Origin of the sequence: Allomuricauda sp. XS_ASV26, assembly GCF_041224615.1 — a bacterium.
Lineage (GTDB): Bacteria > Bacteroidota > Bacteroidia > Flavobacteriales > Flavobacteriaceae > Flagellimonas > Flagellimonas alginolytica.
This window is the reverse complement of sequence record NZ_JBGFGK010000033.1, coordinates 40,367-63,685: the sequence shown is the minus strand read 5'-3', so window position 1 is coordinate 63,685 and position 23,319 is coordinate 40,367. Positions and strand designations below refer to the sequence as shown.

General features: G+C 41.8%; 23 protein-coding genes. 7 read left to right on the top strand and 16 right to left on the bottom strand.

The window, feature by feature from the left end:
- Positions 1 to 91: 91 nt before the first annotated feature.
- Positions 92 to 1,810 carry a DUF1501 domain-containing protein gene (locus AB9K32_RS12350; RefSeq protein ID WP_224835711.1) on the bottom strand — a complete coding sequence of 573 codons (1,719 nt, stop codon included), beginning with the start codon at positions 1,808 to 1,810 and terminating at the stop codon, positions 92 to 94.
- Positions 1,811 to 1,819: 9 nt separating this feature from the next.
- Positions 1,820 to 3,316 carry a DUF1800 family protein gene (locus AB9K32_RS12345; RefSeq protein WP_369885360.1) on the bottom strand — a complete coding sequence of 499 codons (1,497 nt, stop codon included), beginning with the start codon at positions 3,314 to 3,316 and terminating at the stop codon, positions 1,820 to 1,822.
- 169 nt (positions 3,317 to 3,485) lie between these two features.
- Here AB9K32_RS12345 and AB9K32_RS12340 point away from each other — a divergent pair, with 169 nt between their 5' ends.
- The 3 genes from AB9K32_RS12340 to AB9K32_RS12330 all read left to right on the top strand — a co-directional run bounded on the left by AB9K32_RS12340 (position 3,486) and on the right by AB9K32_RS12330 (position 6,613).
- Complete coding sequence (locus tag AB9K32_RS12340) at positions 3,486 to 3,845, top strand: YraN family protein (RefSeq protein ID WP_252078792.1); 360 nt, start codon at positions 3,486 to 3,488, stop codon at positions 3,843 to 3,845.
- 53 nt (positions 3,846 to 3,898) lie between these two features.
- Complete coding sequence (locus tag AB9K32_RS12335; protein WP_224835708.1) at positions 3,899 to 4,558, top strand: aspartate kinase; 660 nt, start codon at positions 3,899 to 3,901, stop codon at positions 4,556 to 4,558.
- A gap of 72 nt (positions 4,559 to 4,630) precedes the next feature.
- A complete protein-coding gene (locus tag AB9K32_RS12330; RefSeq protein ID WP_369885359.1) occupies positions 4,631 to 6,613 on the top strand; it encodes a DUF3352 domain-containing protein in 1,983 nt (660 codons plus the stop codon).
- Between the two features lie 47 nt (positions 6,614 to 6,660).
- On the opposite strand, the gene pdeM is transcribed toward AB9K32_RS12330, so the two are convergent.
- Both pdeM and AB9K32_RS12320 read right to left on the bottom strand, forming a co-directional pair.
- A complete protein-coding gene (pdeM, locus tag AB9K32_RS12325) occupies positions 6,661 to 7,293 on the bottom strand; it encodes a ligase-associated DNA damage response endonuclease PdeM (protein ID WP_224835706.1) in 633 nt (210 codons plus the stop codon).
- A 145-nt stretch (positions 7,294 to 7,438) separates the two neighbouring features.
- Positions 7,439 to 9,901, bottom strand: a complete 2,463-nt coding sequence (locus tag AB9K32_RS12320; protein WP_369885894.1) for a ligase-associated DNA damage response DEXH box helicase — start codon at positions 9,899 to 9,901, stop codon at positions 7,439 to 7,441.
- A gap of 98 nt (positions 9,902 to 9,999) precedes the next feature.
- On the opposite strand from AB9K32_RS12320, the gene AB9K32_RS12315 reads away from it, so the two are divergent.
- Positions 10,000 to 10,428 carry a TerB family tellurite resistance protein gene (locus AB9K32_RS12315; RefSeq protein WP_224835705.1) on the top strand — a complete coding sequence of 143 codons (429 nt, stop codon included), beginning with the start codon at positions 10,000 to 10,002 and terminating at the stop codon, positions 10,426 to 10,428.
- Here AB9K32_RS12315 and fbp read toward each other — a convergent pair.
- Positions 10,425 to 11,432 (bottom strand): class 1 fructose-bisphosphatase, encoded by a 1,008-nt coding sequence (fbp, locus tag AB9K32_RS12310; RefSeq protein WP_224835704.1) that lies wholly within the window; start codon positions 11,430 to 11,432, stop codon positions 10,425 to 10,427. The genes AB9K32_RS12315 and fbp overlap by 4 nt on opposite strands.
- Before the next feature lie 112 nt (positions 11,433 to 11,544).
- Here fbp and AB9K32_RS12305 point away from each other — a divergent pair, with 112 nt between their 5' ends.
- From AB9K32_RS12305 to AB9K32_RS12295, 3 genes are all read left to right on the top strand, one after another.
- A complete protein-coding gene (locus AB9K32_RS12305) occupies positions 11,545 to 12,027 on the top strand; it encodes a GNAT family N-acetyltransferase (protein ID WP_338197950.1) in 483 nt (160 codons plus the stop codon).
- A 25-nt stretch (positions 12,028 to 12,052) separates the two neighbouring features.
- Positions 12,053 to 13,303: an aspartate kinase gene (locus AB9K32_RS12300; RefSeq protein ID WP_224835702.1), complete on the top strand. Its 1,251-nt coding sequence runs from the start codon at positions 12,053 to 12,055 to the stop codon at positions 13,301 to 13,303.
- 77 nt (positions 13,304 to 13,380) lie between these two features.
- Entirely contained in the window at positions 13,381 to 15,201 is a 1,821-nt protein-coding gene (locus tag AB9K32_RS12295; RefSeq protein ID WP_369885358.1) for a GNAT family N-acyltransferase, read from the top strand.
- On the opposite strand, the gene AB9K32_RS12290 is transcribed toward AB9K32_RS12295, so the two are convergent.
- The 11 genes from AB9K32_RS12290 to AB9K32_RS12240 all read right to left on the bottom strand — a co-directional run bounded on the left by AB9K32_RS12290 (position 15,198) and on the right by AB9K32_RS12240 (position 23,068).
- The gene (locus tag AB9K32_RS12290; protein ID WP_369885357.1) at positions 15,198 to 15,689 is read right to left on the bottom strand and encodes an N-acetyltransferase family protein; all 492 of its coding nucleotides are present in this window, start codon (positions 15,687 to 15,689) and stop codon (positions 15,198 to 15,200) included. The two genes, AB9K32_RS12295 and AB9K32_RS12290, sit on opposite strands and share 4 nt — an antisense overlap.
- 76 nt (positions 15,690 to 15,765) lie before the next feature.
- The gene (locus tag AB9K32_RS12285; RefSeq protein WP_224835699.1) at positions 15,766 to 16,152 is read right to left on the bottom strand and encodes a TM2 domain-containing protein; all 387 of its coding nucleotides are present in this window, start codon (positions 16,150 to 16,152) and stop codon (positions 15,766 to 15,768) included.
- 53 nt (positions 16,153 to 16,205) lie between these two features.
- The gene (locus tag AB9K32_RS12280) at positions 16,206 to 16,592 is read right to left on the bottom strand and encodes a VOC family protein (protein ID WP_252078797.1); all 387 of its coding nucleotides are present in this window, start codon (positions 16,590 to 16,592) and stop codon (positions 16,206 to 16,208) included.
- The gene (locus AB9K32_RS12275; protein WP_224835697.1) at positions 16,589 to 17,047 is read right to left on the bottom strand and encodes a DUF1801 domain-containing protein; all 459 of its coding nucleotides are present in this window, start codon (positions 17,045 to 17,047) and stop codon (positions 16,589 to 16,591) included. Before AB9K32_RS12275 ends, AB9K32_RS12280 begins: the two co-directional genes overlap by 4 nt.
- 58 nt (positions 17,048 to 17,105) lie before the next feature.
- Positions 17,106 to 18,038: a 2-hydroxyacid dehydrogenase gene (locus AB9K32_RS12270; RefSeq protein WP_369885356.1), complete on the bottom strand. Its 933-nt coding sequence runs from the start codon at positions 18,036 to 18,038 to the stop codon at positions 17,106 to 17,108.
- 18 nt (positions 18,039 to 18,056) lie between these two features.
- A complete protein-coding gene (locus tag AB9K32_RS12265) occupies positions 18,057 to 18,422 on the bottom strand; it encodes a cupin domain-containing protein (RefSeq protein WP_369885355.1) in 366 nt (121 codons plus the stop codon).
- 9 nt (positions 18,423 to 18,431) lie between these two features.
- A complete protein-coding gene (gene mgtE, locus AB9K32_RS12260; protein ID WP_224835694.1) occupies positions 18,432 to 19,784 on the bottom strand; it encodes a magnesium transporter in 1,353 nt (450 codons plus the stop codon).
- On the bottom strand, positions 19,771 to 20,643 hold the full coding sequence (rsmA, locus tag AB9K32_RS12255) for a 16S rRNA (adenine(1518)-N(6)/adenine(1519)-N(6))-dimethyltransferase RsmA (RefSeq protein WP_252078799.1): 873 nt from the start codon (positions 20,641 to 20,643) through the stop codon (positions 19,771 to 19,773). The genes mgtE and rsmA overlap by 14 nt, the downstream gene beginning before the upstream one ends.
- Positions 20,644 to 20,661: 18 nt before the next feature.
- Positions 20,662 to 20,970, bottom strand: a complete 309-nt coding sequence (locus AB9K32_RS12250) for a gamma-glutamylcyclotransferase family protein (protein WP_369885354.1) — start codon at positions 20,968 to 20,970, stop codon at positions 20,662 to 20,664.
- Between the two features lie 4 nt (positions 20,971 to 20,974).
- The gene (locus tag AB9K32_RS12245; protein WP_224835691.1) at positions 20,975 to 21,292 is read right to left on the bottom strand and encodes a DUF4286 family protein; all 318 of its coding nucleotides are present in this window, start codon (positions 21,290 to 21,292) and stop codon (positions 20,975 to 20,977) included.
- Positions 21,293 to 21,310: 18 nt separating this feature from the next.
- Positions 21,311 to 23,068, bottom strand: coding sequence for a tetratricopeptide repeat protein (locus AB9K32_RS12240; RefSeq protein WP_369885353.1), 1,758 nt, complete (start codon positions 23,066 to 23,068; stop codon positions 21,311 to 21,313).
- Between the last annotated feature and the right edge of the window lie 251 nt (positions 23,069 to 23,319).

The following is a 23,319-nucleotide window of genomic DNA, read 5'->3' as shown; positions in this document are numbered from 1 at the left end:
AAAACGAAACCCTCGAAAGTGCGGCCCTATTTGGGGTGAGGGGTACACTATCGATGGGTCTCGAAAATTGGACTATTAAAATGTACGTGTTTTAGGTTATCATTACAGATTTGCTCATTTTCTTATCTCCTACAGATATTCTATAGATATATTTTCCAGTGGACAAGCTATCGCGCATTCGCTCACGTATATTGATGTCCACGGCACCTTCCATCATCATTTCATTGAACAGGGTGCCTACACGTTGTCCCAAAATATTAAAGAGTTCAATATCTACATGGGCTGAAACGGGCATTTCCAGATGGATATATGGGTCTCGAGGTGAGGTTGCCGGATATATGGCCGCGTGTTCAATGGTATCCAAAATATCGATATTGGGGTCCATTGGATCTTGACTTGGCGGGGTTTCGGGCAAGGTAGGCGGGTCATTGTCCATGGCAATGTCATCAAAAACTTCTCCGCTACAGTTAAACCCTAGGTCGATAGCTTGGTAAGGATGTCCCAATAAGTGCTGTTCAACAGATTCCCTGGGAACACAAAGCCATTCTGCCAATACGGTGCCATATAGATTTCTAAAATCCATGGTATACTCCAAATTTCCCCGATTATTGGGCTCATCTAAAGATGGGTGGTCGCCAACAAAAGCGCTTCCGTTCAATCCGGAGCCAAAAAATAAGGTGGGTGCTGCTTTTCCGTGGTCGGTTCCATTGGAACCGTTTTCAAAAATCCGTCTCCCAAATTCGGAAAAGGTCATGCTCAAAACCTTATCGTCTTGTTCGGTAAAAGCTAGGTCCTCATAAAAATTGTTGATGGCCACGGAAAGATTGGACATTAAGCGTTCGTGAACTTCGGGTTGGTTTCCGTGAGTATCAAAACCTCCCATGGAGATCATATATACTTTGGTTCCTAAATTTCCTTTGATCAAACGTGCCAAAAGCGCCAATTGACGTGCAAAACCATTGTCTTGATATTCTACTTGGTTTTGTCCGGCCATGTATGCATCATGGATAGTACCTGCATATTCGTATGTGGTATTGGCCACTCCGCGCAGGAACCTGAGTTGGTCTCCGTACATACAATCGTCAAAAGGAGCATTTTCTATATCATAAAAGGTACCTGTTTCTGCAATTTGCTCCAATTGTTCCACATTGTTGGTCACAAAGGCATAGTTGGTTTCTTCTCCTTGAAAGACCAAGTTGGCCAGGTTGCCAATTTGTATGGCTGCCGGGGAAGGTGGCGGGGCAATCAGGTAGTCGGGATACAGCTCTTCAAAATGCCTGCCCATCCATCCTGTGTTTTCTCCTGAGAATCCTGTTGTGGTTAGATCGGTGTTGGCAAAAATATCCGATCCCGTAAAGTGGGAAAGGCTTTGGTTTTCGTAACCTACGCCATGCACGGCCTTAAATTGTCCGTCTCCCCAAAGGGACTCTAGGGCGCTCATATAAGTGGGCACCCCAAAATCGTCGGTAAGTTTTAAGACCTTACTTTCGGGGATATAGATATTGGGTCTTGCATTGGCATAAGTATCATATTGTTGAATGGGAATTACAGTACTGAGACCATCATTCCCTCCGGATAATCGAATAAGGATCAAAATATTGTCGGTTTCGGCCGCAGCTACTGCTGCCGTAAGTGGGGATGGCGCTGATGCCGAGATCATATGGCTTCCTAAAAACATGGATCCAGAACCGGCTATACCAAGTGCCTGGATAAATGATCGTCTGCTCCATTTTTTATGTTCCTGATCGTGGCCTTTGTGTTCAAGGCCTTTGTGTGGGGATGTATCGTGGGTGTGGTGATTATCGCACATGGTGTGGGGTTATTTGAGTTGAAATTCGGGCTCGCGGGATAAGTGACGCAATAGAAGATAAACTTGAGACGGTCCTGTTTCCCATCCAAGTAAAGTCCACGAAGGCGTTGTTCCGCCTTCGTAATAATTTATGTCCACATCGCTCCTAAACGCTATAAATGCTCTATCGTAGTCGGCATCGGTGAGTAAGCCTTTTGGTAAAAATTTATCGATAATGGGCCTGGCAACTTCGTCTGGGTTGTTGCTTGTGAGCCCGGCATTGCCAGAAAGCGAGAGACCCAAATCCCTGAATTGTTCGGGATTTTCTTGATAAAACCTTTGCAGGAACATCTCAACGGTCAACCACCGTCCAATTATAAAATTAGTGTTGATCCAGGTCCGATCACGTTGCCAGCCTTCCACTTCGGGCGGTTGAAAAAATTGCTGTCCGATCAACGAACAGGAATCGATCATGTTCAGTATGGTGCCATCGTCATACGTAAACCCAGTTTCTTTTAATAGGTTGAAATAAAGATCGGCCGGACTTTTTATGATTACACCTATTGCAGTTTCGTCGAAAAAGTGTTGGCTCTTAAAAAGTTGACGGAGTACAGGGGCAATTTCGAAGCCACTATTGATAAAAGTCTGTGCTAGACCATCGATAATCTGTGGAGCAATGCCGCCATCATCGTTTGTAGAATCTGGATGGACAAAAAACTCATAAAGTTTTTTACAGATGAACCATCCGATTTCATCGGGCCTTTGGTTAAACAGTATGTCTATTACGTCATCATAGCCCCAATTGCCCGTTTGCCCGAAAATAGTCTTGTTGTCCGTATTGAATTCCGACGGGTCGAAAGTGACCTGGGTACACCCTTCTTCACCTCTTTCGGTATAACCGGACAATGCTTTTGAGGTTTCGATAATATCCTCTTCGGTGTAATTATTTCCTTCTCCCAAGGTAAACAGCTCGTATAGTTCTCGGGCATAGTTCTCGTTCGGGTTGTTCCCTCGATTTCTTACACCGTCCAAATAATAGAGCATGGCACTGGTAAGGCCGATTTCACTGGTAAAGGTCTTAAAGTTGCCAAGCGCATTTCGTTGTAAACAATTGAGATAATAAAAAAGGAACTGTGGACAGTCATAAGTTTCCAATTGGGTTACAAAGTGATTGCTCCAAAAGAAGCTCAATCTATCTAGCAGTTCGTTGTTTGCCAAGGCGTTTCCGTAGGCTGTGGTAAGCTCTTCGATGTGGGCTCTACGCATTTGCCGAGCCAAATCATCATCGGCAGGGTAATCGGCATTGTTCCAGTCTGCCCAGGCTGGGGCCGGAATCGGGAGAGCGGCTAGCGCTTGGTCCACCAAGCTGTCCACGAGTGGGCCAGCTGTTTGTCCAACAGCAGCAGCAATGGTTTGCACCGGGGCACTAAAACCTAGCCTTCGGTACAAATGGGCGGCACGCAACTCGTCCAGTGGAGTAGTGTACGGTGCCAAAGTTGAGGAATTACAATTGATAAAGTACTCCATAGCAATGTCTGGCGTTTATTAAGTACATAGTTTTGGGGCAACTATATGTTTATGCTAATGTTGGTGTGGTTCAATTGAGCCAACAAATTACAATCTTAACGTTCTTAAGTCCACGAACTACCAAATTTTTCGACGAAATGCACAAAAAATTTACATTTTTACAAAATATATGGCTGAACACAACACATTTGGGATGCTCGGGGAGCAGAAGGCCGTTGCCCATTTAGAGGGGAAGGGATACAAAATATGTCATCGTAACTATCGGTATCTCAGTGCCGAGATCGATATTGTTGCCCAAAAGGACGATGTTTTGGCAATAGTGGAGGTAAAGTCCCGAAATACGGGTTTTTTGGAAGATATCTCAACGGTGATCACCACTAAAAAAATTAAACTTTTGACCATGGCGGCAAACCAGTATATCGAAAAAAATGATTTGGATGTGGAGGTTAGATTTGATGTGATTACCGTTGTAAAAAGAGGGCAGAAGTTTGAAATTGAACACATTGAAGGTGCTTTCTATCATTTTTAACCATTTGTTTGTTTTATAACAATGTGTTATTTTTGAATAAACTCTAACCAGAAATGAAAACAATATCTGCCGTAGTTGAGCACTACATCAAAAAAAAGCCGTTCTTGCAAACAGCACTGGCACAAGGGATCATTAACTTAACTTCTTTATCCAGACAAATAAAACCGGAAATTGCAGAAGAACTTGGAAAAGATGTTAAAGATGGCGCTATTGTAATGGCTCTCAAACGGCTTTCGGACGATCTGGAGTTTAGGGCCACACACAAGATTGTAAAAGTGCTCAAGAATATTGGGGAAATTACCGTTAGATCTAATTTATCCGACTATACGTTTTTGGCCTCCGATACTATTTTACAACAACAGGCACGACTCTTGGAAGAAGTCAATGCCAATCAAGATGTGTTTTATACTTCCTCGCGCGGTGTAAACGAAATCAACATTGTGATCAGCAATACAATGGACGGTATTGTGGAAAAGTACTTTAAAATGGAGCGCTGTACGCAAAAGGCCGAAGGACTTTCGTCGATTACCGTTAAACTGCCGTCCGATAACGTATCGGTACCAGGAATTTATTACTTTATTTTTCAACGATTGGCATGGGAAGGCATTGTGCTCTACGAAGTAATATCCACTACAAACGAGTTTACCATTTTGGTGAACGATGAACAAGTGGATGTTGCCTTCAAGACCATTAAAGATCTAAAATCCTTATAATAAGGTCAACTTTTCTGTGTCTAAACTAAAATCAATTCTTTATCGTTTTAGAAAAAGACACTTTTTGGAAAAATGACCAAAAAACGGATTTTTTACGGTTTCTTAGGCCTAATTGTACTGTATTTGTGCTATCTGGCTTATGTTTTTGTGCTATCCCCCAAGACAAATCTTCAATCTATCTACCTTATCCCAAAGGATGCCGTTTTTATTGTTGAATCGGAAAAGCCCGTGGAAAGTTGGGAACAGGTCAGTAAGTCCAGAGCCTGGCACCATCTTAAAAAGAACGATTACTTTTCAGACCTTACAGAAAATATCCAAAGGGTAGATACTGTATTTAACGATAATCATAAACTGTTCGAGTTTTTTGATAATCGCTCCCTGTTCATATCCGTACACATGATATCCCCCAAAGACTACGGGATTTTTTATGTACTGGACTTAAAACGGATAGCCAAGCTACAATTGCTTAAAACATATTTGAACACACTGTTGGACGATGGCTATGTGCTTAGCAAACGTACCTATCACGAACACGAGATATTGGAAGTTCACGATCGCGATAGCAAGGAAACCATGCATTTGTCCTTCATCAAAAATCAATTGGTGGCCTCTTACACGCACACTTTGGTAGAAGCTTCAATAGATCAATATATGGAGCCGGTGTTGGGGCGAAACCTCAATTTTTTGGAAATCAATCAAAAAGTCGGGCACGAGGACCTGTTCCGGTTGTATGTCCAATACCATTTTTTTGACGATTACATTAAAATGTATTCCGACCGGCCCTCCGACTGGGTAATGCGCGTAAGTGAAAACTTTTTGTTTTCTGGGTTCTATTTTGATTTGGACAAGAACAGCACACTGACCGCCAACGGATATACCAACATAAGTTCGGTAAACGAATATTACCTTAAGGCACTTCAAAAATCGGGAAAGGCAAAACGTTCCATACCAGAAGTGGCCCCAAATAGCACAGCGCTTTATGTTAGCTATGGTTTTGATAGCTTTTCCGAGTTCTACAAAAATTTTGAGATGGTCCAGCAAAGCGACCCCGAACAGTTTGAAAGTTACCAAAAGGGCATAGCCAAAGTGGAAAAGTTCCTAAAAATCGATATCAAGGAAAATTTTGTGAGCTGGATAGGGGACGAGGTGGCCTTACTTCAGATACAATCTCACATTTCCAAAGGCAAAAATGATCTAGCGCTTGTCCTTAAAACCAATAATGCCGATAAGGCTAGGACCAACTTGGATTTTGTGGTGGAGCAGGTCCGCAAAAAAACACCGGTAAAGTTCAAAGCTGTTAATTACAAGGGGTACGAAATTAATTTTTTGTCCATCAAAGGATTTTTTAAAATGCTACTGGGCGGCAGATTTAATGAGTTCGATAAACCCTACTTTACCCAAATCGAGGATTATGTGGTCTTTAGCGATAGCCCAAATACCCTAAAGGGCATAATAGAAAAGGTTACCGAAGGCGAAATTTTGGCAACTTCCAGTGAGTACATTGATTTTAATCAGAAATTCGATCCCGAATCTTCTGTTTTCATATATAGTAATGTGCCTTTGCTGTTTGATAATATGTATGCTTTGGCCGATGCGCCAACCAAACAGAAAATGCGCAAGAACAAGGATTTTATCATTTGTTTTCCGCAGATTGGATTACAACTATCGCCGAAAGATGATTTGTTCGAAAATAGATTGGTGCTAAAGTATGAGGATGTTGAGAAGGTGAAAAAACACCAGGTCTTGCCAATAACCGGTAACAATGTAACATCTAAAAGTAAAAATACTGCGACGGCCCAGACAACAGATGCGGTCTTTAACCTGAAAGCCATATATCCGAACGATTTAAATGCGAAGACATTTATAAAAAAATACAACAACGGAAACGTTAGGTTCCAAGTGGAGCTCAAGGATGGTTTAAAACATGGCAAGTACGAAGAGTTCTACACCAACGGTACAAGAAAAATTCGCGGTCGTTTTCGTAAAGATGAACAGGTGGGCACATGGCGTTATTATGATGAAGACGGATTGCAAGTGCATAAAAAAAGGTTCTGATCCTTTAATAGCTTACCCACTAATTTGGTAATTTTTTGATGAGGTTTTCAAATTTTGAATATACAGTCGTCTGCAATGGCGTAAACATCATCGCTTTTTTTAGGTTTTAGGGCATGGGTTCCAGTAAATTGTCCAAAAGCGGGCAATATCATTTTGTTCTCGGATTTAAAAAAGCAAGGCAACTTAACGTAATCCCGCCCTGGCCCTTTTAGTTTTATGGAAGGATGTATATGTCCACAAAAATTAAAGAGCCCTTTGCGATCTTCCGGATGGTGTGTAAAAAAAAACGAATCAATGGCAAGCTCCTGAAATTGGGAGACATTCACGTTTTGAAATTTTTCGGGGGCGATAATATCGTGGTTTCCTGTAATCAGCACAACTTCCGAAGGTGTTTTGCCCACCCAGTTTTCAAACAACTCCCACTCCTTGTTCAACGAAGAATGGAAGAGGTCTCCTAAAAAACAGATTTGAAAGGGTTGAAAATCGGCCACGATTTGATCTAAAAGGATAAAATTTTTATGGATTGCCTTTCGAGGAACGGCGGCGCCAAATTTCCGGAAATGGGATACTTTCCCCAAATGTACATCACTGATCAGCAATATGGATTTTTTAACCCAAAACAATCCACCCAAAGGGTGTAGATGAAATTCTTGGCCTTGTATTTGGATTTTTTCGATCATTCTAACGAAGCAACAAATTTAACCAATTGTAATTTTGAAACGAGAGGGGCAAGTGCGGAAACTATTTTAAAAATTATCGATCAGATGCGGTGTTTTGTCTCTTCGACTACGCTAAATGTCCGGGCCATGTGAGTGTGTTCGAACTTTATTTGGTCAATTTCTCCACCATTCGTTTAATGCGATCTGCCAATTTTTCATTGGACAGTTTTTCCCGCAACCGATCTGTAATGATCGGGAAAGATAGTGGTGTTGGTTGAGAACATTTTTTCCAGACTATTTTTTGCTGTGTGATCCGTTCCAGTGCCAAACGTAATCTTCCTTCCTCCAATTGATGCTCAAAAGTTTCGGTGAAAGCTTGTTGGTACAACAAATTATCGTCTTCAAAATCACGGAAAACATCAAAAAGTAATTCTGAACTACTTTGCAGGTGTTTCATTTTTATTCCTTTATCGGGGTAGCCCGTAAAGACCATGCCGCTGATTACGGCAATATCTCTAAATTTTCTACGCGCCATTTCGTTGGAATTTAAACTCTTTTGAAGATCGGACAACATATGTTCCGGCGTAAAAAGGTTATTGTCCAGAATCTCCTGAATATCGATTTTCCTGTCCGAAAGTAATTCAAAACCGTAGTCGTTAAAGGCCAGGGAGCAGGTAATCGGGCTCAATAAACTGATACGGTATGCCAACAGGCTGCTCATGCCTTCGTGGATGGCCCTGCCTTCGAACGGATAAAACATGTGATGATGACCATCTCGTGTCTCAAAGGTTTCTATCAAAAATTGGTGCGGTTGGGGCACTAGACTTTCTTCCCTTTGTTTGGTGAACATTGACTGCAATGCCCGGATTTCCTCCGATTGTTTTGAAGACTCCAACTCGGCCGTGTAGAGTTCTTGCCGTAATAGTTCGGACATTTTTGCTGAAAAGCTCAGTCTTCCGCCCATCCAACTGGGTACTTTGTTGGTCCTTTTTTTGGAATTGCGCACGTGTGCCGACATCCCCTTTATTCGAATAAACTCCAAATTTCGACCAGCAAAGGTAAAAACATCCCCAGGACTCAATTTGGAGATAAAGTACTCTTCAATACTACCGATATACCCTCCCTTTTGATAGCGGACAGATATGGTTGCGTCCCCAACAATGGTTCCGATCTGGAAACGATGGCGCATGGCAACGGCCCTACTGTTTACTTTAAATTTACCATCTGTTTCAATTTCAACTTTTTTGTATTCGTCGTAGTTCTTTAGGCTTTGGCTGCCCATTACCAAAAAATTGAGTAGCCACTGCCAATGTTCTTCCGATAGGCTCTGATAACAGAACGTTTGTTGTATCTCGGGATAGATTTCATCAGGATAAAACCCATCGGAAACGGCCAAGGTGGTCAAATATTGAAGTAGGACATCAAAACTGTTCAGGTAAGGGATGCGATCTTCCACAGCATTGTTGAGTACTGCTTTTTGCATGGCCGAAGCCTCCACCAGTTCAATCGCGTGCGTGGGCAAAAAATGGATAACACTTTCTTTTCCAGGTCGATGTCCGCTCCGCCCGGCGCGTTGCAAAAAACGGGCAACCCCTTTTGGTCCACCAATCTGGATCACCGTTTCCACAGGGGCAAAATCCACGCCAAGGTCCAAACTCGATGTACAGACAACGGCTTTGAGACTCTCGTTCCGAATGGCCTGCTCTACCCAGAGTCTGGTTTCTTTGTTTATGCTGCCATGGTGCATGGCTATTTCCCCGGCGAATTCGGGATATTTTTCCAATATTTTCTGAAACCAGATTTCACATTGGCTTCGGGTGTTGGTAAAAAGTAACGTGGTCTTACTTTTTTTGATAATGGGTATCACATCATCCAATAAATGCAACCCTAAATGTCCGCGCCACGGGAAGGTTTCCATTTCTTTGGGAACAATACTTTTTACCGTAATTTTTTTGTTGAGGTCTGCCTTTACCAATATCGAATTGTCCAGTTCGGGTGTAGAAGGGCCCAACAATACTTCCCGTGCTTGTTCCAAATTACCTATGGTCGCCGATATGCCCCAAATACGCAATGCCTTGCATACGGTTTTCAATCGGGAAATGCCCAGTTCCATTTGCACCCCTCGTTTGGTGCCCAAAAGTTCGTGCCATTCGTCCACCACAATAGCAGAGCAGTTTTTAAAAGTTTTGGCGTACCCTTTGGATGAAAGTAAAAGCTGTAGGCTTTCGGGAGTGGTGATCAAAAGATCGGGCATGTTGGTCCTCATTTTTGCCCTATCCTTTGCCGAAGTGTCACCGGTTCGGATACCGACGCTCATTTGTGTGCCCAGGTCTTGGGTTATCCGTTCTGCCGATTGTTTGATTTCTTGCGAGAGCGCTCGCAATGGAGTAATCCAGATAGCTTTTAGACCTTTCTTGTGCGTGGTTTTATACTCTGGGTTGTTTTTGATGTAATCGAGTACGATCGGAAACCAAAGGGCATAGGTTTTTCCGCTTCCGGTCGGGGCATTTAACAGACCGTGCTTGCCGTTCAAAAAGGCTTTCCATGTTTCTTTTTGAAAAGGGAACGGCTGCCATTTTTGTTCTTGGAACCATTTTTCGGCTATATGGAACAGATCGGACTCTTTCAGTGGTGAGATGCTTTGGATTGAAAAATACGAATTTCTTTACTGGGTTTGTGCCTTCAATTTTGCGATAAGATTTATATTTGTGCCACAAAATTTCAGATATGCCAATTTTAGATCTTTACGAGCACGGGGAAAAAAGAAAAAACCTGGCCCATTTTGCCACTTTGGCAAGTTTGGCTGCTGTTGATGGAGAAATCAATGAGAAGGAAATGGAAGTCCTTAAAAAGTTTGCCTTTAAGCTAAATATCAGCGATCAGGAATTTAAGGAGGTAATGAAGAAGGAAAATAAATATCCTATCGAAACTCCGCACAGTGGTGAAAAGAGGTATAAAAGGCTATTTGAATTTTTTCAAATTATTTTCTCCGATCACGATATTGATGATGAAGAGCGAAGAATAGTGGAAAAGTACGCGGTAGGCCTGGGCTTTTCTCCAAAGACCGCTGCTAACATCATCGATAAATCCATCAAGATTTTTACCGGAAAAATTCCGTTTGAGGATTATCACGAATTGGTGAAGAGAGATAGCTAGTAATTGGCCATAAATTCTTCTGCCTTTTCAACCATTTTTTTACTTCCACAGAAAAATGGTACCCGTTCGTGCAACTCAGTGGGCTGGATGTCCATGATTCTTCTAAAGCCATCACTTGCTTTGCCATTGGCTTGTTCGGCCAAGAACGCCATTGGATTGCACTCGTACAATAAACGTAGCTTTCCGTTATGCGCCTTGCTGCTTTTAGGGTACATATAAATTCCCCCTTTGATCATATTTCTGTGAAAATCGGAAACCAATGAGCCAATGTACCTTGAGGTGTATGGGCGGTCGCCTTCTTCCATTTGGCAATATTTTATGTAGTCTTTAACCCCTTGCGGAAAATGAATGTAGTTTCCCTCGTTCACAGAATAGATCTGTCCTGTTTCCGGGAATTGCATGTTGGGATGCGATAGGTAAAAAGTTCCAAGGGCAGGATTCAAGGTAAATCCATTAACCCCATGTCCGGTAGTGTACACGTACATGGTAGAGGTGCCATATATTATGTAACCGGCAGCAATTTGGTTTTTACCGGGTTGCAGAAAATCCTCCAAAGTAACCGGAGTGCCTACAGGAGTTACCCTTCTATAAATTGAAAAAATGGTTCCGACCGATACATTTACATCAATATTGGAAGAACCGTCCAAAGGATCTATAAGAACCACATACTTGTTCTGGTGTTGTTTGTCAAAACTGTTTATGCTTATAAAGTCGTCCTCTTCCTCCGACGCTATACCACAAACTATTTCTCTATTCTTTAGTGTTTCTATAAATTTTTCGTTGGCAAGTACATCCAATTTTTGTTGATTTTCCCCTTGGATATTCGTTTCTCCCGCAGCACCGATAATGTCCACGAGACCGGCCTTGTTTACTTCGTGGTTAACTACTTTGGCGGCTAAACGAATACCGTTGAGCAGTCTTGATAATTCCCCAGAAGTGTATTGAAAAGATTCTTGATTGGCGATGATGAACTCACCCATGGTGAGCCGTTGTTTGTCAAACATAGGAAAGGATGTTTTATTTAAGGACAAATATCGGGCATTTTGTGAAACTACAACGTTTTCGAGAATCTTTAATTGTGTATTTTTATAACTTTGAGTTTTATTTGTAACAATTATGGAATATACAATAAGGAAGGCTCGCATCGAGGATATGGAACAGGTACTGAATTTGGTGCAGGAACTAGCTGATTTCGAGAAAGAACCAGATGCTGTAGAAGTGACCAAAGACGATTTGGTCAAGGATGGTTTTGGTGAACAAAAAATGTTTCAATGTTTTGTTGCAGAAACCGAAAAAGGAATTGTCGGCATAGCATTGGTGTACCCAAGGTATTCTACTTGGAAAGGTCCCGTAATCCATTTGGAGGACCTTATTGTTTCCGAGAATATGCGAGGAACTGGACTGGGAACTGCATTATTAGATCAAGTGGTCAAGTATGGGGCCGAACTCGGTGTAAAACGAATCAGTTGGGAAGTGTTGGATTGGAACGAACCGGCCATCGATTTTTATGAGAAAAAAGGAGCCAATGTACTACGGGATTGGGATGTGGTGCATTTGGACGAAGAAGGAATCAAAAATTATTTGGGGCGTCTGGACTAGACCAGAAAACTAGAAGATAAAGTACATGAGGATATTTAAGTTTGGAGGAGCATCCGTAAAAGATGCCGATGCGGTAAAAAACTTGGTCAACGTATTGCAAGAGGTTGGCCATAAGGATACCTTGGTAGTGGTATCGGCCATGGGAAAAATGACCAATGCCATGGAAAAAGTGGTGGAATCCTATTTTAACGATAAAAGAAATGTAAAGGAAACCATTCAAGAAGTTATCGAGTATCATCATACCATTGTATCGGACTTGTTTAAAAATCCAGAACATCCGGTATATGGGAAATTAAAAGTGTTGTTCGATGAGGTTACAGGTTTTTTAACTTGGAACAAATCACCCAAATATGCATTCGTGTACGATCAAGTTGTCTGCTATGGCGAATTATTGTCTACAACAATAGTGAGTGCCTATTTAAATGAGATAGGTATTGCCAATACATGGTTGGATGTTCGTACTTTGATAAAAACCGATACCAATTATAGGGATGCACAGGTAAACTGGGAGCGCACCCAAGAACAGGTGGATTCTTTGGTCGATCGCTCCAAATTGAACATAACCCAAGGTTTTTTAGGTAGCGACGACAATAACTTTACAACCACCTTGGGCCGGGAAGGTTCCGATTACTCGGCAGCAATTTTGGCATATTGCCTTAATGCCGAATCGGTGACTATTTGGAAAGATGTTCCCGGGGTTTTGAATGCGGACCCCCGGAATTTTGAGGAAACACATCTCTTGGAAAAAATTTCGTATCGCGAAGCTATTGAGCTTGCCTTTTACGGGGCCTCTGTAATTCATCCAAAAACCCTGCAACCGTTACAAAGAAAAGAAATACCCTTACAGGTTAAATCGTTTGTAAAGCCCAAGGATAACGGTACCATAGTTGGAAAAGGGAACGGTATAGAGCCAAAGATCCCATGCTTTATTGTAAAAAAGAACCAGGTTTTGTTAAAACTGTCGTCTCTCGACTTTTCTTTTATTGTTGAGGATAATATCAGTGAAATTTTTAAGCTCTTCCACGATCATCGACTTAAGGTAGATCTTATCCAGAATTCTGCCATTAGCTTCTCTGTCTGCTTGGACAACAAGTTCCGTGGGCTTCAGCCATTGTTGGAAGAATTAAAACGCAAGTTCAAAGTCGTGTGCCACGAAGATGTTTCCCTGTACACCATACGTCATTTTAACAGTGATTCGGTCAAATCGTTGCAGAATGGGAAATCCGTATTGGTGGAGCAAAGAGGCAAAGAAACGGTTCAACTTGTTGTTAAATAAACCTTTGGGGATAATATTGGGTCGCTGAGGGCAATAGGCTTAATTTTCTATCTTTACCGTAGCTAAATATTATTTTTATGGGCTTGGTTACGGCTAAAGAGGTGGCAAAAGTTATCCATCTGGACAAATATGGCTTTTTGGGCACATTTGTAGGATGGCTATTAATGGTGGCCACCAGGATCAACACCATCAATAGATTTTACGATAAAAACAAGAACCTATCCGGCCCAGAATTTTTGGACACTATTCTGGAGCATTACGAGATCGATTTTGAGATTCCGGAAGAGGATATAAAACGGTTGCCCAAGTCCGGTCCCTATATCACTATCAGCAATCACCCTTTGGGAGGTGTGGATGGGGTACTTTTATTAAAACTACTTTTAAAGGAAAGGTCCGATTTTAAAATAATCGCAAACTTTTTGTTACATCGAATCGAGCCCTTGAAACCCTATATAATGCCAGTGAACCCTTTTGAAAACCATAAAGAGGCCAAGAGCAGTATTATAGGTTTTAAGAACGCTTTGAAACATTTAAGGGATGGTCATCCATTGGGTATTTTTCCGGCAGGAGAAGTATCTACCTACCGAGATGGTCGTTTGGTGGTCGATAGACCTTGGGAGGAAGCTGCCATTAAATTGATAAGAAAGGCAGAGGTGCCCGTGGTCCCGATTTATTTTCATGCAAGGAACAGCCATTTGTTCTACCGGTTGTCCAAGATTGCCGATGTATTTCGCACCGCCAAATTGCCTTCGGAGCTAACATCGCAAAGTAGGCGGCCCATTAAAGTAAGGATAGGTCAGCCCATATCGGTAAATACGCAAAATGAAGAGAAAACTCTGGAGGATTTTACCGAGTTGTTGCGAAAAAAAACCTATTTGTTGGCCAACGTTTTCGAAAAAGAACGGTTTTTGGATAAGGTTCCGACCTCTTTAAAAATTCCAAAACCGCCAAAGAAAATTGCAACAGCTATCAATGCCAAAGTGTTGGAAGGTGAAATTGACAAACTACGAGAGAAGGATTGCCGTATGTTGGAGAGTAAAAACTATGAAGTGTTTTTGGCCCAGGCCAAGGATATGCCATTTTGTTTGAACGAAATAGGGCGCCAGCGCGAGGTTACCTTTAGGGAAGTAGGCGAAGGAACAAACAATGCCATTGATCTGGATAAGTTCGACTCGTACTATCACCATTTGTTTTTGTGGGACAACGATAACAAAGCAATTGTTGGCGCCTATAGAATGGGTTTGGGCTCGGATATTTTTAAAAACTACGGAATAGACGGTTTTTATTTGCAGGACCTTTTCCGATTTGAACCCGAACTGTACGGTATGATGGAGAAATCCATAGAAATGGGAAGGGCCTATATTGTGAAGGAATATCAACAAAAGCCCATGCCGTTGTTTTTACTTTGGAAAGGAATCGTGCATACGACCTTAAGGCATCCAGAACACAAGTATTTAATAGGAGGAGTGAGTATCAGCAACCAATTTTCCAATTTTTCCAAATCCCTGATGATCGAGTTCATGAAATCCAATTACTGGGATCCGTATGTGGCACAATATATTAGGCCAAAAAAGGAATTTAAGGTAAAGTTGAAAGATGCCGATAAGGAGTTTGTGTTCGATGAGACCCAGGCCGATCTTAACAAATTCGATAAATTGATCAGCGAAGTAGAGCCGGGGAGCCTACGGTTACCGGTATTGATCAAAAAGTACATTAAGCAAAATGCCAAGGTAGTGGCTTTTAATGTGGATCCATTGTTCAACAATTCGGTGGATGGATTAATGTACATCCGAATTGCGGATTTACCGGAGAGCACGGTAAAGCCGGTTATGGAAGAGTTTCAAGCTGAGTTGGAGCGTAAAGTGGCCGAAGGTAACGGAACCGTTGAAGTGGATTAGTCCACACCTACGGAATCGCTGCGTTTTTCGAACAATAAATTGTCTTTCCAAACACCATTGATCTTACCTATTCTTTCTCGTTTGCCAATGTAGCGAAAGCCAACTTTTTCATGAAGTTTTATGCTGGCCGTATTCTCAGGAAAAATACCCGATTGTATGGTCCAAAAGCCAGCTTTTTCACTTTCGGTGATTAATTTTTGCATCAATAATTGGCCAATGCCCTTACCTCGGCTTGCATTGGCAATGTAAACGCTTACTTCACCAACACCACCATAAACACACCTGCTCGATACTGGCGAAAGCGCTGCCCAGCCCAGAATAGAACCATTTTCCTCAGCGATTAACCTACAGTCTTTTACATGTGCTTCGTCCCACTGGTCAAAAGAGGGCGGTTGTGTTTCAAAAGTGGCAAATCCTGTGGAAATTCCCTCCCTGTATATATCGGATACATTGCTCCAATCCGAGGGTTTCATATTTCGCACTTTCATAAAGTCGGCTTTTTTATTGTGATATTACGATTAATAAAGCGATAAAAAAAACCAGATATACTGGTTTTTTAAAAATTTAAAACCAAGGCTTTTTACCCACTTGATAAGTGTTAAAAAACTCTTCATCAGATTTAGTAAGATATATGATACCCTCAATAAGTCCAACAATTGCTACACCTAAAACAATGAAGCTTCCCACAACAAAACAAGCGGTTATGTATCCGATAACAGTAGCTCCCAACATTATGAAACCTTCTTTTTGGTAGCCTAGGATAAATTTATGAACCCCTAATTGTCCAAGTACAATGGCTAATATTCCAGCTAAAAGTTTCTTGTTGTCACCGGAATTTAAAGCTTCTTTGGCATTTTCGGTGAATTCGTTCGTGGTTTTTTTTGCTTCTTCTTTAAATTCTTTGGCTGCTTCTTCCGCTTTGTCACCAAAGTCCTTTTTTTCTTCTGACATGTTTATTTAATGTGTTGGTTAATGAGGGTTAAAAGTAGCAAATAAATCAATACCTATAGAAAAGCTTTATCAACAGGTTCCCAAAGTTCCAACTTGTTGCCTTCGGGGTCTAAAATCCATCCGAATTTTCCGTACTCGTATTCCTCTATTTCACCAACCACCGTAACCCCTTCTTCTTTTAGGGTTTTTAGAAGTTCTTCCAAATTTTCAACCCTAAAGTTCATCATAAACTGTTTTTCGCTAGGCTTAAAATATTCGGTTTTTTCGTCCATCGGACTCCATTGGGTGGAACAATCGTTGCCTTCCTTGTCCTTCCACCAAAAGGTACAGCCATATTGGTCGGTATTTAGTCCTAAATGGTTTTTGTACCAATCTTTGATTTTGTTTGGGTCTTTGCTCTTAAAAAAAAAGCCCCCCAATCCAGTTACCCTGTTTTTCATGATTTCTTAATGTTTTGTTCATACAAACCGATCCATTGTTGCGGGGTCATTTTTTGGCAAAGCTCTGCAACGAGATCATAAGGTATTTTGTTAATGTTCTTAAATCGGATGCAGCTTTTGCCCATATCCAATTTGGTGTCCACATGCTTAGGGTATTCGGTAACAAACCAATCATGTAAACTGTTGTCCGCATATATTCCGGAATGGTATAGTGCCACAAAGTTTTTTTGTGATGCTAGGTTGATAAAGGGCAAGGGTAACTTTGGATCCACATGATAACCGCCGGGAAACATGGAATGGGGCACTACATACCCTATCATTTTATAGCTGATACATTCTTCGAAACCAGCAGGGAGATTGTTCTTTATGACTTCTCTTAGTCGGGAAATGACTTGTTTTCGTTCTTCCGGGAGTTTTTCAATGTACTCTTCCGGTGTTTTGGCATCTATCGTCATAATTTATCAGTTTTAGGGATTGCCAGAGCCAAAAGTTGATTGGATAAGGCTTATAAAGTTAACAAAATCTCTCCTTGATTTTATCAACAATGGTCTGTGCCAATTTTTCTTTGCTCTCCACGGTCCACCCGGCAACATGGGGAGTCAATAACACATTGTTGGCCTTGCGCAGGTATTTAAAGGCCTTGGGTTTTTGAACAAACATGTTTTCGAAGGATTTTTTTTCGTATTCCAGCACATCGAGCCCGGCTCCAAGTACTTTGCCCGATTTTAGCCCGGCTACCAAATCCTTGGTTACAACACATTTTCCCCGAGCCGTGTTCAAAAGCCAAAACGGTTTGTGGAGCGCCTTGATAAATTCTGAATTTATCATGCCGGTGGTCGACTCGGTCTGCGGTACGTGCAAACTCACTACGTCCGAGCGCTGTTGAAATTCCATGATTCCGACCTGTCGCGCATTTTCATCCCCAACTCCTCCAATAATATCATAGCAGATCACCTCGACGTCGAATCCTTTTAGTTTTTTGGCAAAAGCCTTTCCCATATTGCCATAGCCGATAATGCCCACGGTTTTGCCCTCCAGTTCAAAGCCCCTGTTTTGCTCCCGTTTCCATTTGCCTTTTCGAACCTGTCGGTCGGCCTTGCACATTTGGTTCAATAAGGCGAGCAACATGCCCAGTGTGTGTTCACCTACCGCATTGCGGTTGCCTTCGGGGGCAGAAGCCATAAAAACACCCTTGAACCTGGCGTGTTCGGTATCAATATTTTCCAATCCGGCCCCGACCCTTCCAATAAATTTAAGGTTGGTGGCCTTATCCAAAAATTGTTGGTCTATGGTAAACCTACTTCGGATAATGATTCCATCGTATAAATGGATTTTTTTTTCGACTTCTTCCTTGGTCGATGTGTAATCTTCATCATTCTGGAAACCGAGCTCGGCAAATTGTTCAATTAGCAGCTCATGATTGGTATCGAGGTGGAGAACTTTCATGAATCAAATATAAAATTCCTAGATTTTTGGATAGTGGGTCTGTGTTTTTTCGTGCTGGACATTTCCTGTGTGGGCGGTGCTCAATTTTTCAAAAAGGAGTACTTGTGCCTCTTCGCCGTTTTTGGTCTTGGGGTTGTGTTCCACTCCTTTGGGCACCACAATAATTTCACCTTCGTTCACCACTTCGGTCCTATCTCGAAATTGCATGTAGAGGGTACCTTTGATCACTTGGAACAATTCATCCTCGTTCTCGTGGGCGTGCCATACAAATTCACCTTGTATTTTGGCCAAAAGCACCTGCATATCGTCCACAATGGCAATTTGATGCGGATGCCACTGTGCGGAGAATTCGGCATGTTTTTGTTTTAGGTTGATGGGTTTCATGGCAAGATTTTATATTCCCAAAATTAATTTGGCGATCCAAAAATAGATCAAGATTCCAAAAATATCGTTGCTCGTGGTAATGAACGGTCCGGTGGCAATTGCTGGGTCAATGTTTCTTTTATGAAGGAACAAGGGTATAAATGTACCGATCAGCCCGGCCACAACAATTACTACTATCAGCGATAGCGATATGGCCAAAGCGGTGGTAAAGGCATCTTTCCAGATCCAAGTGAACAATAAGAGCAGGATGGCTAGTATAAATCCATTGAGCAAGGCCAAAAGCATTTCCTTTAAAAGGTGGTTTCTCATGCTTCCTTTTAGGTCGTCGTTCGCGAGACCTTGCACTACTATGGCGCTGGACTGTACCCCAACGTTTCCGGCCATGGCAGCAATTAGGGGAGTAAAAAAGAATAAAACTGCGTGTTTGGAAATCATATCTTCAAAAGTTCCCATAATGGCCGCAGCACCAAGTCCACCAAAAAGACCTAAAATTAGCCAAGGCAGCCTGGCCCGTGTGAGTACCCAAATGCTATCGCTCACTTCAACGCCTTGGGAAATACCTGCCGCCATTTGGTAATCCTTATCGGCTTCTTCACGTATCACATCTACAATATCATCGATGGTAATGCGCCCGACCAAGCGCCCGATTTCATCAACCACGGGTATGGCCTCCAAATCGTATTTGGACATAATTCTGGCCACTTCTTCTCCTTTTTCGTTCACGTTTACGGAATCTACCTTTGGGATATAGATATCTTTTATGTGACTTTTGGTTGGAGCGGTGAGCAAATCTTTTAGGGACAATCTTCCTTTTAATTTGCCTTCGTCGTCCACCACATAAATGGAATGTACGCGGGTAACATTCTCTGCCTGGGCGCGCATCTCCTTAACGCAAGAGGTCACGGTCCAGTTTTCGTAGACTTTTACCAATTCTTTGGCCATAAGTCCACCTGCGGAATCTTCCTCGTAGCGCAAAAGATCTACAATATCTTTGGCGTGTTCCCGATCTTCTATCTCGGAGATAACTTCTTGAATAATTTCCTTGGGAAGCTCGTTTATGATGTCCGCGGCATCATCCGTATCCAATTCCGAAAGTTCGCCGGCAATTTCTTTGGCTGTTAGATTTTTAAGTACGGCCTCCCGGATATCCTCGTGCATTTCGGCAAGGATGTCCGATGTTTTTTCACTGTCCAGCAGTTTTATCAGGTAGGTGGCCTCATCAACTTCGAGTTCGTCCGCAATTTCCGCAATATCGGCATAGTGGAACTCCTTCATCATGGTTTGGAGCTCACCATTGTTCTTGTTGGCGATCAGTTCCCTGATTTCTGCTAAAAGGTCGTCTGTGAGTTTAAACGGGGTCATTGGCTATCTTCTGTGTCAACGTTATAAAATCGGCCACACTAAGCTGTTCCGGGCGTTGGTCAAAGATAGTATTCTCTTTTAGATTATCGGAAAGGTTGAAGATTTTAAGACTGTTTCGGATTGTTTTTCGTCTTTGGTTAAAAGCTGTTTTTACCACTTTAAAGAAGAGGCGCTCGTCGCAAGGGAGGTTCAATTCTTTTTTTCTTGTGAGTCTCAATACTCCGGAATCCACCTTTGGCGGAGGATCAAAAACTCCGGGAGGAACGGTGAATAGATATTCGGCATCGTAATAAGCTTGTACCAATACGGATAGGATACCGTAGGTTTTACTGCCCGGTGCTTCACAGATTCTTTTGGCCACCTCTTTTTGGAACATGCCGGAAAATTCGGGTATTTGCTGTCGCATTTCCAACATCTTAAAAACTATCTGACTGGAAATATTGTATGGGAAATTCCCGGTAATGGCAAATTGTTCTTCGCCATATAGTTGTTTTAGGTCGAACTTGAGGAAATCCGCCTCGATAATATTGAGGCGATCGTTGTTTTTTAAAATAGAGGCATGTTCCAAAGGAAAACTGTGGTTTAGGTAAACAATGGACTCTTCATCAAGGTCCATGGCCACAAGGTCCAAATCCCTTTGAAGCAGATATTTGGTGAGAACACCCATGCCAGGGCCTATTTCTAGTACATTTTTATAGTCGTCCAACGACAGTGTCTCAGCAATTTTTTTTGCGACGGACTCATCTTTTAAAAAATGTTGCCCTAAGTGCTTTTTTGCTTTTACAGCACCATCTATTTGTTCATTTTTTTGGGGATGACGGTTTCCGTTATTGTATTTTTTCCTCTTTTTTTTGGGCACTGCGGGTTTTTTTGCAAGTTAGTTGGAATTTTTGATATAGATCCAAGCTTCATCTCCTGATTCCAAAAGGAATTTTTCCCTTTTGTATGCATTTGTTTCGTAAATGTCCGCTTTTATTAGGTCGGTATCATTTACTTCATAAGCCATGCCTTTTACTTTGTGTTCGGGATCATTGGTGTTGATGACCAACGGATAACGGCCATATACGGCATTTTCGATTTTCTTGAAACCCAATGCGGTGTCGGGCTTTCCATTTAATATACGTCCAAAAATGTACTCTTGTACCTGGGTATCTTGTAAGGTTCCGTAGGAAAAAATAAACTCCAAATTTTTAAGGTATTTGTTGGCTTACCACTTCCAGCTCTGTTCTAAATGCAACAAACTTGTTGGGAAACATTTTTTGGGCGTCGGCACGCAGGCGGTCCGCGTCCTCCTTGTAATAGGCTTCCAATGTGGACCTATTCTTTGTGGTATATTGTATGGAGTAGGTAATGCCACCCATATCTTCTTCTACCAGCACCTTTACCATTTTGGCATGTGTAAATTTGCCCGTTGCCAGCATATCCGGCACATGTTTGTCCTTCATCCACTCCAACCATTGTTCGTGCACGGTATCGTCTATGTTAATGGTAACGTTATATATAAGCATTTTACTTTTTTTAAATGATTAGTTTATGGCATCCCCGCGCAATCGTCTAAAATTCTTTCGGGCCTGTGGAAAATAATAACTGTCCTCATAATTATAAATAATTTTCTCGTAATGGGTTTTGGCCTTTTCTGGTTCGTTTAAAATATTATCGTAGAGTTCGCCAAGGGCAAAGTGTGCATCGTCTGCCAAAATTCCATCACTGTAAAACTCCACAATTTTTTGATAGTTGAACTTGGCCGCCTCGTAATTTTTTTGGTCCACCAATAACTTGGCTTGTTTCAGAAGGGCTTCATCTTCAATTTTTTCGCCCTTATGATTTTGTAAAATATCTTCAAGTACTTTTATGGCTTCCTTATTTTTATTTTGATAGGCCAATAGATCTGCCCTTGCATATTTTTTTAATGCGGTCTGGGTGGAATCTTCCAACGAATTGTCGGAAATAAGTAAGCTCAATTGCATGGCATCATTGGCAATGAGCTGTGAAGTTGAGCTTCGCAAAACTTTTAGTTGGGTGAGCGCCCAGTCAAAATCACCTTTGTAAAAGCTGGTCTGTGCGACTTTAAATCGGGCATTTTGTCCTAGTACATCATTTTTTACGCTCTTTTGTACTTGGGTAAATAGGATCAAGGCTTCGTTGAATCTTTGGTCGAACACCAATATATCGCCCAATGCCAGTTTCACGTATGCCATAATCATCCGGCCCATTGGAATTTCAAGGCTTTGTTTGAGCATGGCGATGGCTGGTTCGGGATCTTCCTTTTTAAAAGTTAGAAAGTTGGCGTAGGCGATCTGCAGTTGTAACGTGGTGCTCTGATTACCGTATTCCTCTACTAGAGCATTGAACTTTTTTTCTACGTTTTCCAATGTTTTTTTTGTTGGATTTTCCAAAGCGATATCGATTAGGTTGAGTTCCGCATTTAACTTGGTCCTGGGATTTTCCGAGTTGTCCACGATGTACTGGTAAATAGAGGTGGCGGTTTCCAGATCTTTGTCTTCCACAGCAATATCGCCAAGGTTTTCCAATCGATTTATCGATTGCCCTTCGCTACGTTTATATATGGCCTTTTCTTGGCCAAAGGCACTATTGTATTGCTTTTGTTGAACAAAAAGCCAACTCAGGAGCTCGTTCCAAAGAATATCCGGCGTTTTTTGTGCATTTTGCAACAGTACTTTGCGCAATAGCACATTGTTCTCATTCGATGGGTCTTCCGAGATAAAATCATCGATGTTCCTTAATACATTGGAGCGACTGGTGCGTCCTTCCCAGATCAGGTTGAGGTAGGATTGGTACATTTTGGCTATGTTGCCCTGCTCCCCATAAATGCGGGCCAATTGAAAATCGTAATTCAGGTCCGGCTTTAGTTCCATGGCCTTGGTGTATGCTTGAATGGCATAGTCCAATAGGGCATATTTTTGAAAACGATAGCCAACACTATATCCAAAATTGGGATTGTCCTCTATTTTGTTTATTGCCTTGTCGTAATACGTGCTTGCCTTATCGGATTCGTTTTTGAGCGTAAAATTGTATCCCAGTTCAATATAAAAAGTGGGAAAGGCATAATTTTCTTCAATTTTTTTAAGTAAAAATGCCTGCGCTTCATCGTATCGCTCCAATTGTTGGTAGCAGGCTACGAGTCCTTCTGCATAATCGGTACGCCTGGGGTTGGTTTCTACTAATTTTTCGTAAAATACCACAGCTTTCTCATAATCGCCGTCCTGTAAATATTGTTTGGCCAAGAAATCTTCTTGGGCCCATCCAATAGCAGAGGATACCATCAATAGGAGAAATAAAAGACGTTGCAATGGCATGTTCATTATTCGTAATCAATAAGAGTGTCCTGTCCTTTCGAACCTATTGGAATCTCATTTCAATTTCAAAATCATGAGATTCCTCGTTGCTTAACTCTGCCGGAATGACAATCGTACTCAAAATTAACACCTTGGATTTTAACCCAATGTGGTTTATTTCAAATATAACGCAGAAATGTGGGGGATTCTGTTAAGCGAATCCAAATAAATGGAGGGAA

Excerpts from the sequence above, each read along its gene's own strand:
- AB9K32_RS12265 (WP_369885355.1), bottom strand. The coding sequence starts at position 18,422 with ATGAAACCCATCAACCTAAAACAAAAACATGCCGAATTCTCCGCACAG.
- fbp (WP_224835704.1), bottom strand. The coding sequence starts at position 11,432 with ATGTTTGACAAACAACGGCTCACCATGGGTGAGTTCATCATCGCCAAT.
- AB9K32_RS12290 (WP_369885357.1), bottom strand. The coding sequence starts at position 15,689 with ATGAAAGTGCGAAATATGAAACCCTCGGATTGGAGCAATGTATCCGAT.
- pdeM (WP_224835706.1), bottom strand. The coding sequence starts at position 7,293 with ATGATCGAAAAAATCCAAATACAAGGCCAAGAATTTCATCTACACCCT.
- AB9K32_RS12295 (WP_369885358.1), top strand. The coding sequence starts at position 13,381 with ATGGGCTTGGTTACGGCTAAAGAGGTGGCAAAAGTTATCCATCTGGAC.
- AB9K32_RS12315 (WP_224835705.1), top strand. The coding sequence starts at position 10,000 with ATGCCAATTTTAGATCTTTACGAGCACGGGGAAAAAAGAAAAAACCTG.
- AB9K32_RS12285 (WP_224835699.1), bottom strand. The coding sequence starts at position 16,152 with ATGTCAGAAGAAAAAAAGGACTTTGGTGACAAAGCGGAAGAAGCAGCC.
- AB9K32_RS12300 (WP_224835702.1), top strand. The coding sequence starts at position 12,053 with ATGAGGATATTTAAGTTTGGAGGAGCATCCGTAAAAGATGCCGATGCG.
- AB9K32_RS12345 (WP_369885360.1), bottom strand. The coding sequence starts at position 3,316 with ATGGAGTACTTTATCAATTGTAATTCCTCAACTTTGGCACCGTACACT.
- AB9K32_RS12275 (WP_224835697.1), bottom strand. The coding sequence starts at position 17,047 with ATGACGATAGATGCCAAAACACCGGAAGAGTACATTGAAAAACTCCCG.
- AB9K32_RS12330 (WP_369885359.1), top strand. The coding sequence starts at position 4,631 with ATGACCAAAAAACGGATTTTTTACGGTTTCTTAGGCCTAATTGTACTG.
- AB9K32_RS12280 (WP_252078797.1), bottom strand. The coding sequence starts at position 16,592 with ATGAAAAACAGGGTAACTGGATTGGGGGGCTTTTTTTTTAAGAGCAAA.
- AB9K32_RS12270 (WP_369885356.1), bottom strand. The coding sequence starts at position 18,038 with ATGAAAGTTCTCCACCTCGATACCAATCATGAGCTGCTAATTGAACAA.
- AB9K32_RS12335 (WP_224835708.1), top strand. The coding sequence starts at position 3,899 with ATGAAAACAATATCTGCCGTAGTTGAGCACTACATCAAAAAAAAGCCG.
- AB9K32_RS12305 (WP_338197950.1), top strand. The coding sequence starts at position 11,545 with ATGGAATATACAATAAGGAAGGCTCGCATCGAGGATATGGAACAGGTA.
- AB9K32_RS12350 (WP_224835711.1), bottom strand. The coding sequence starts at position 1,810 with ATGTGCGATAATCACCACACCCACGATACATCCCCACACAAAGGCCTT.
- AB9K32_RS12245 (WP_224835691.1), bottom strand. The coding sequence starts at position 21,292 with ATGCTTATATATAACGTTACCATTAACATAGACGATACCGTGCACGAA.
- AB9K32_RS12340 (WP_252078792.1), top strand. The coding sequence starts at position 3,486 with ATGGCTGAACACAACACATTTGGGATGCTCGGGGAGCAGAAGGCCGTT.
- AB9K32_RS12240 (WP_369885353.1), bottom strand. The coding sequence starts at position 23,068 with ATGGTATCCTCTGCTATTGGATGGGCCCAAGAAGATTTCTTGGCCAAA.
- mgtE (WP_224835694.1), bottom strand. The coding sequence starts at position 19,784 with ATGACCCCGTTTAAACTCACAGACGACCTTTTAGCAGAAATCAGGGAA.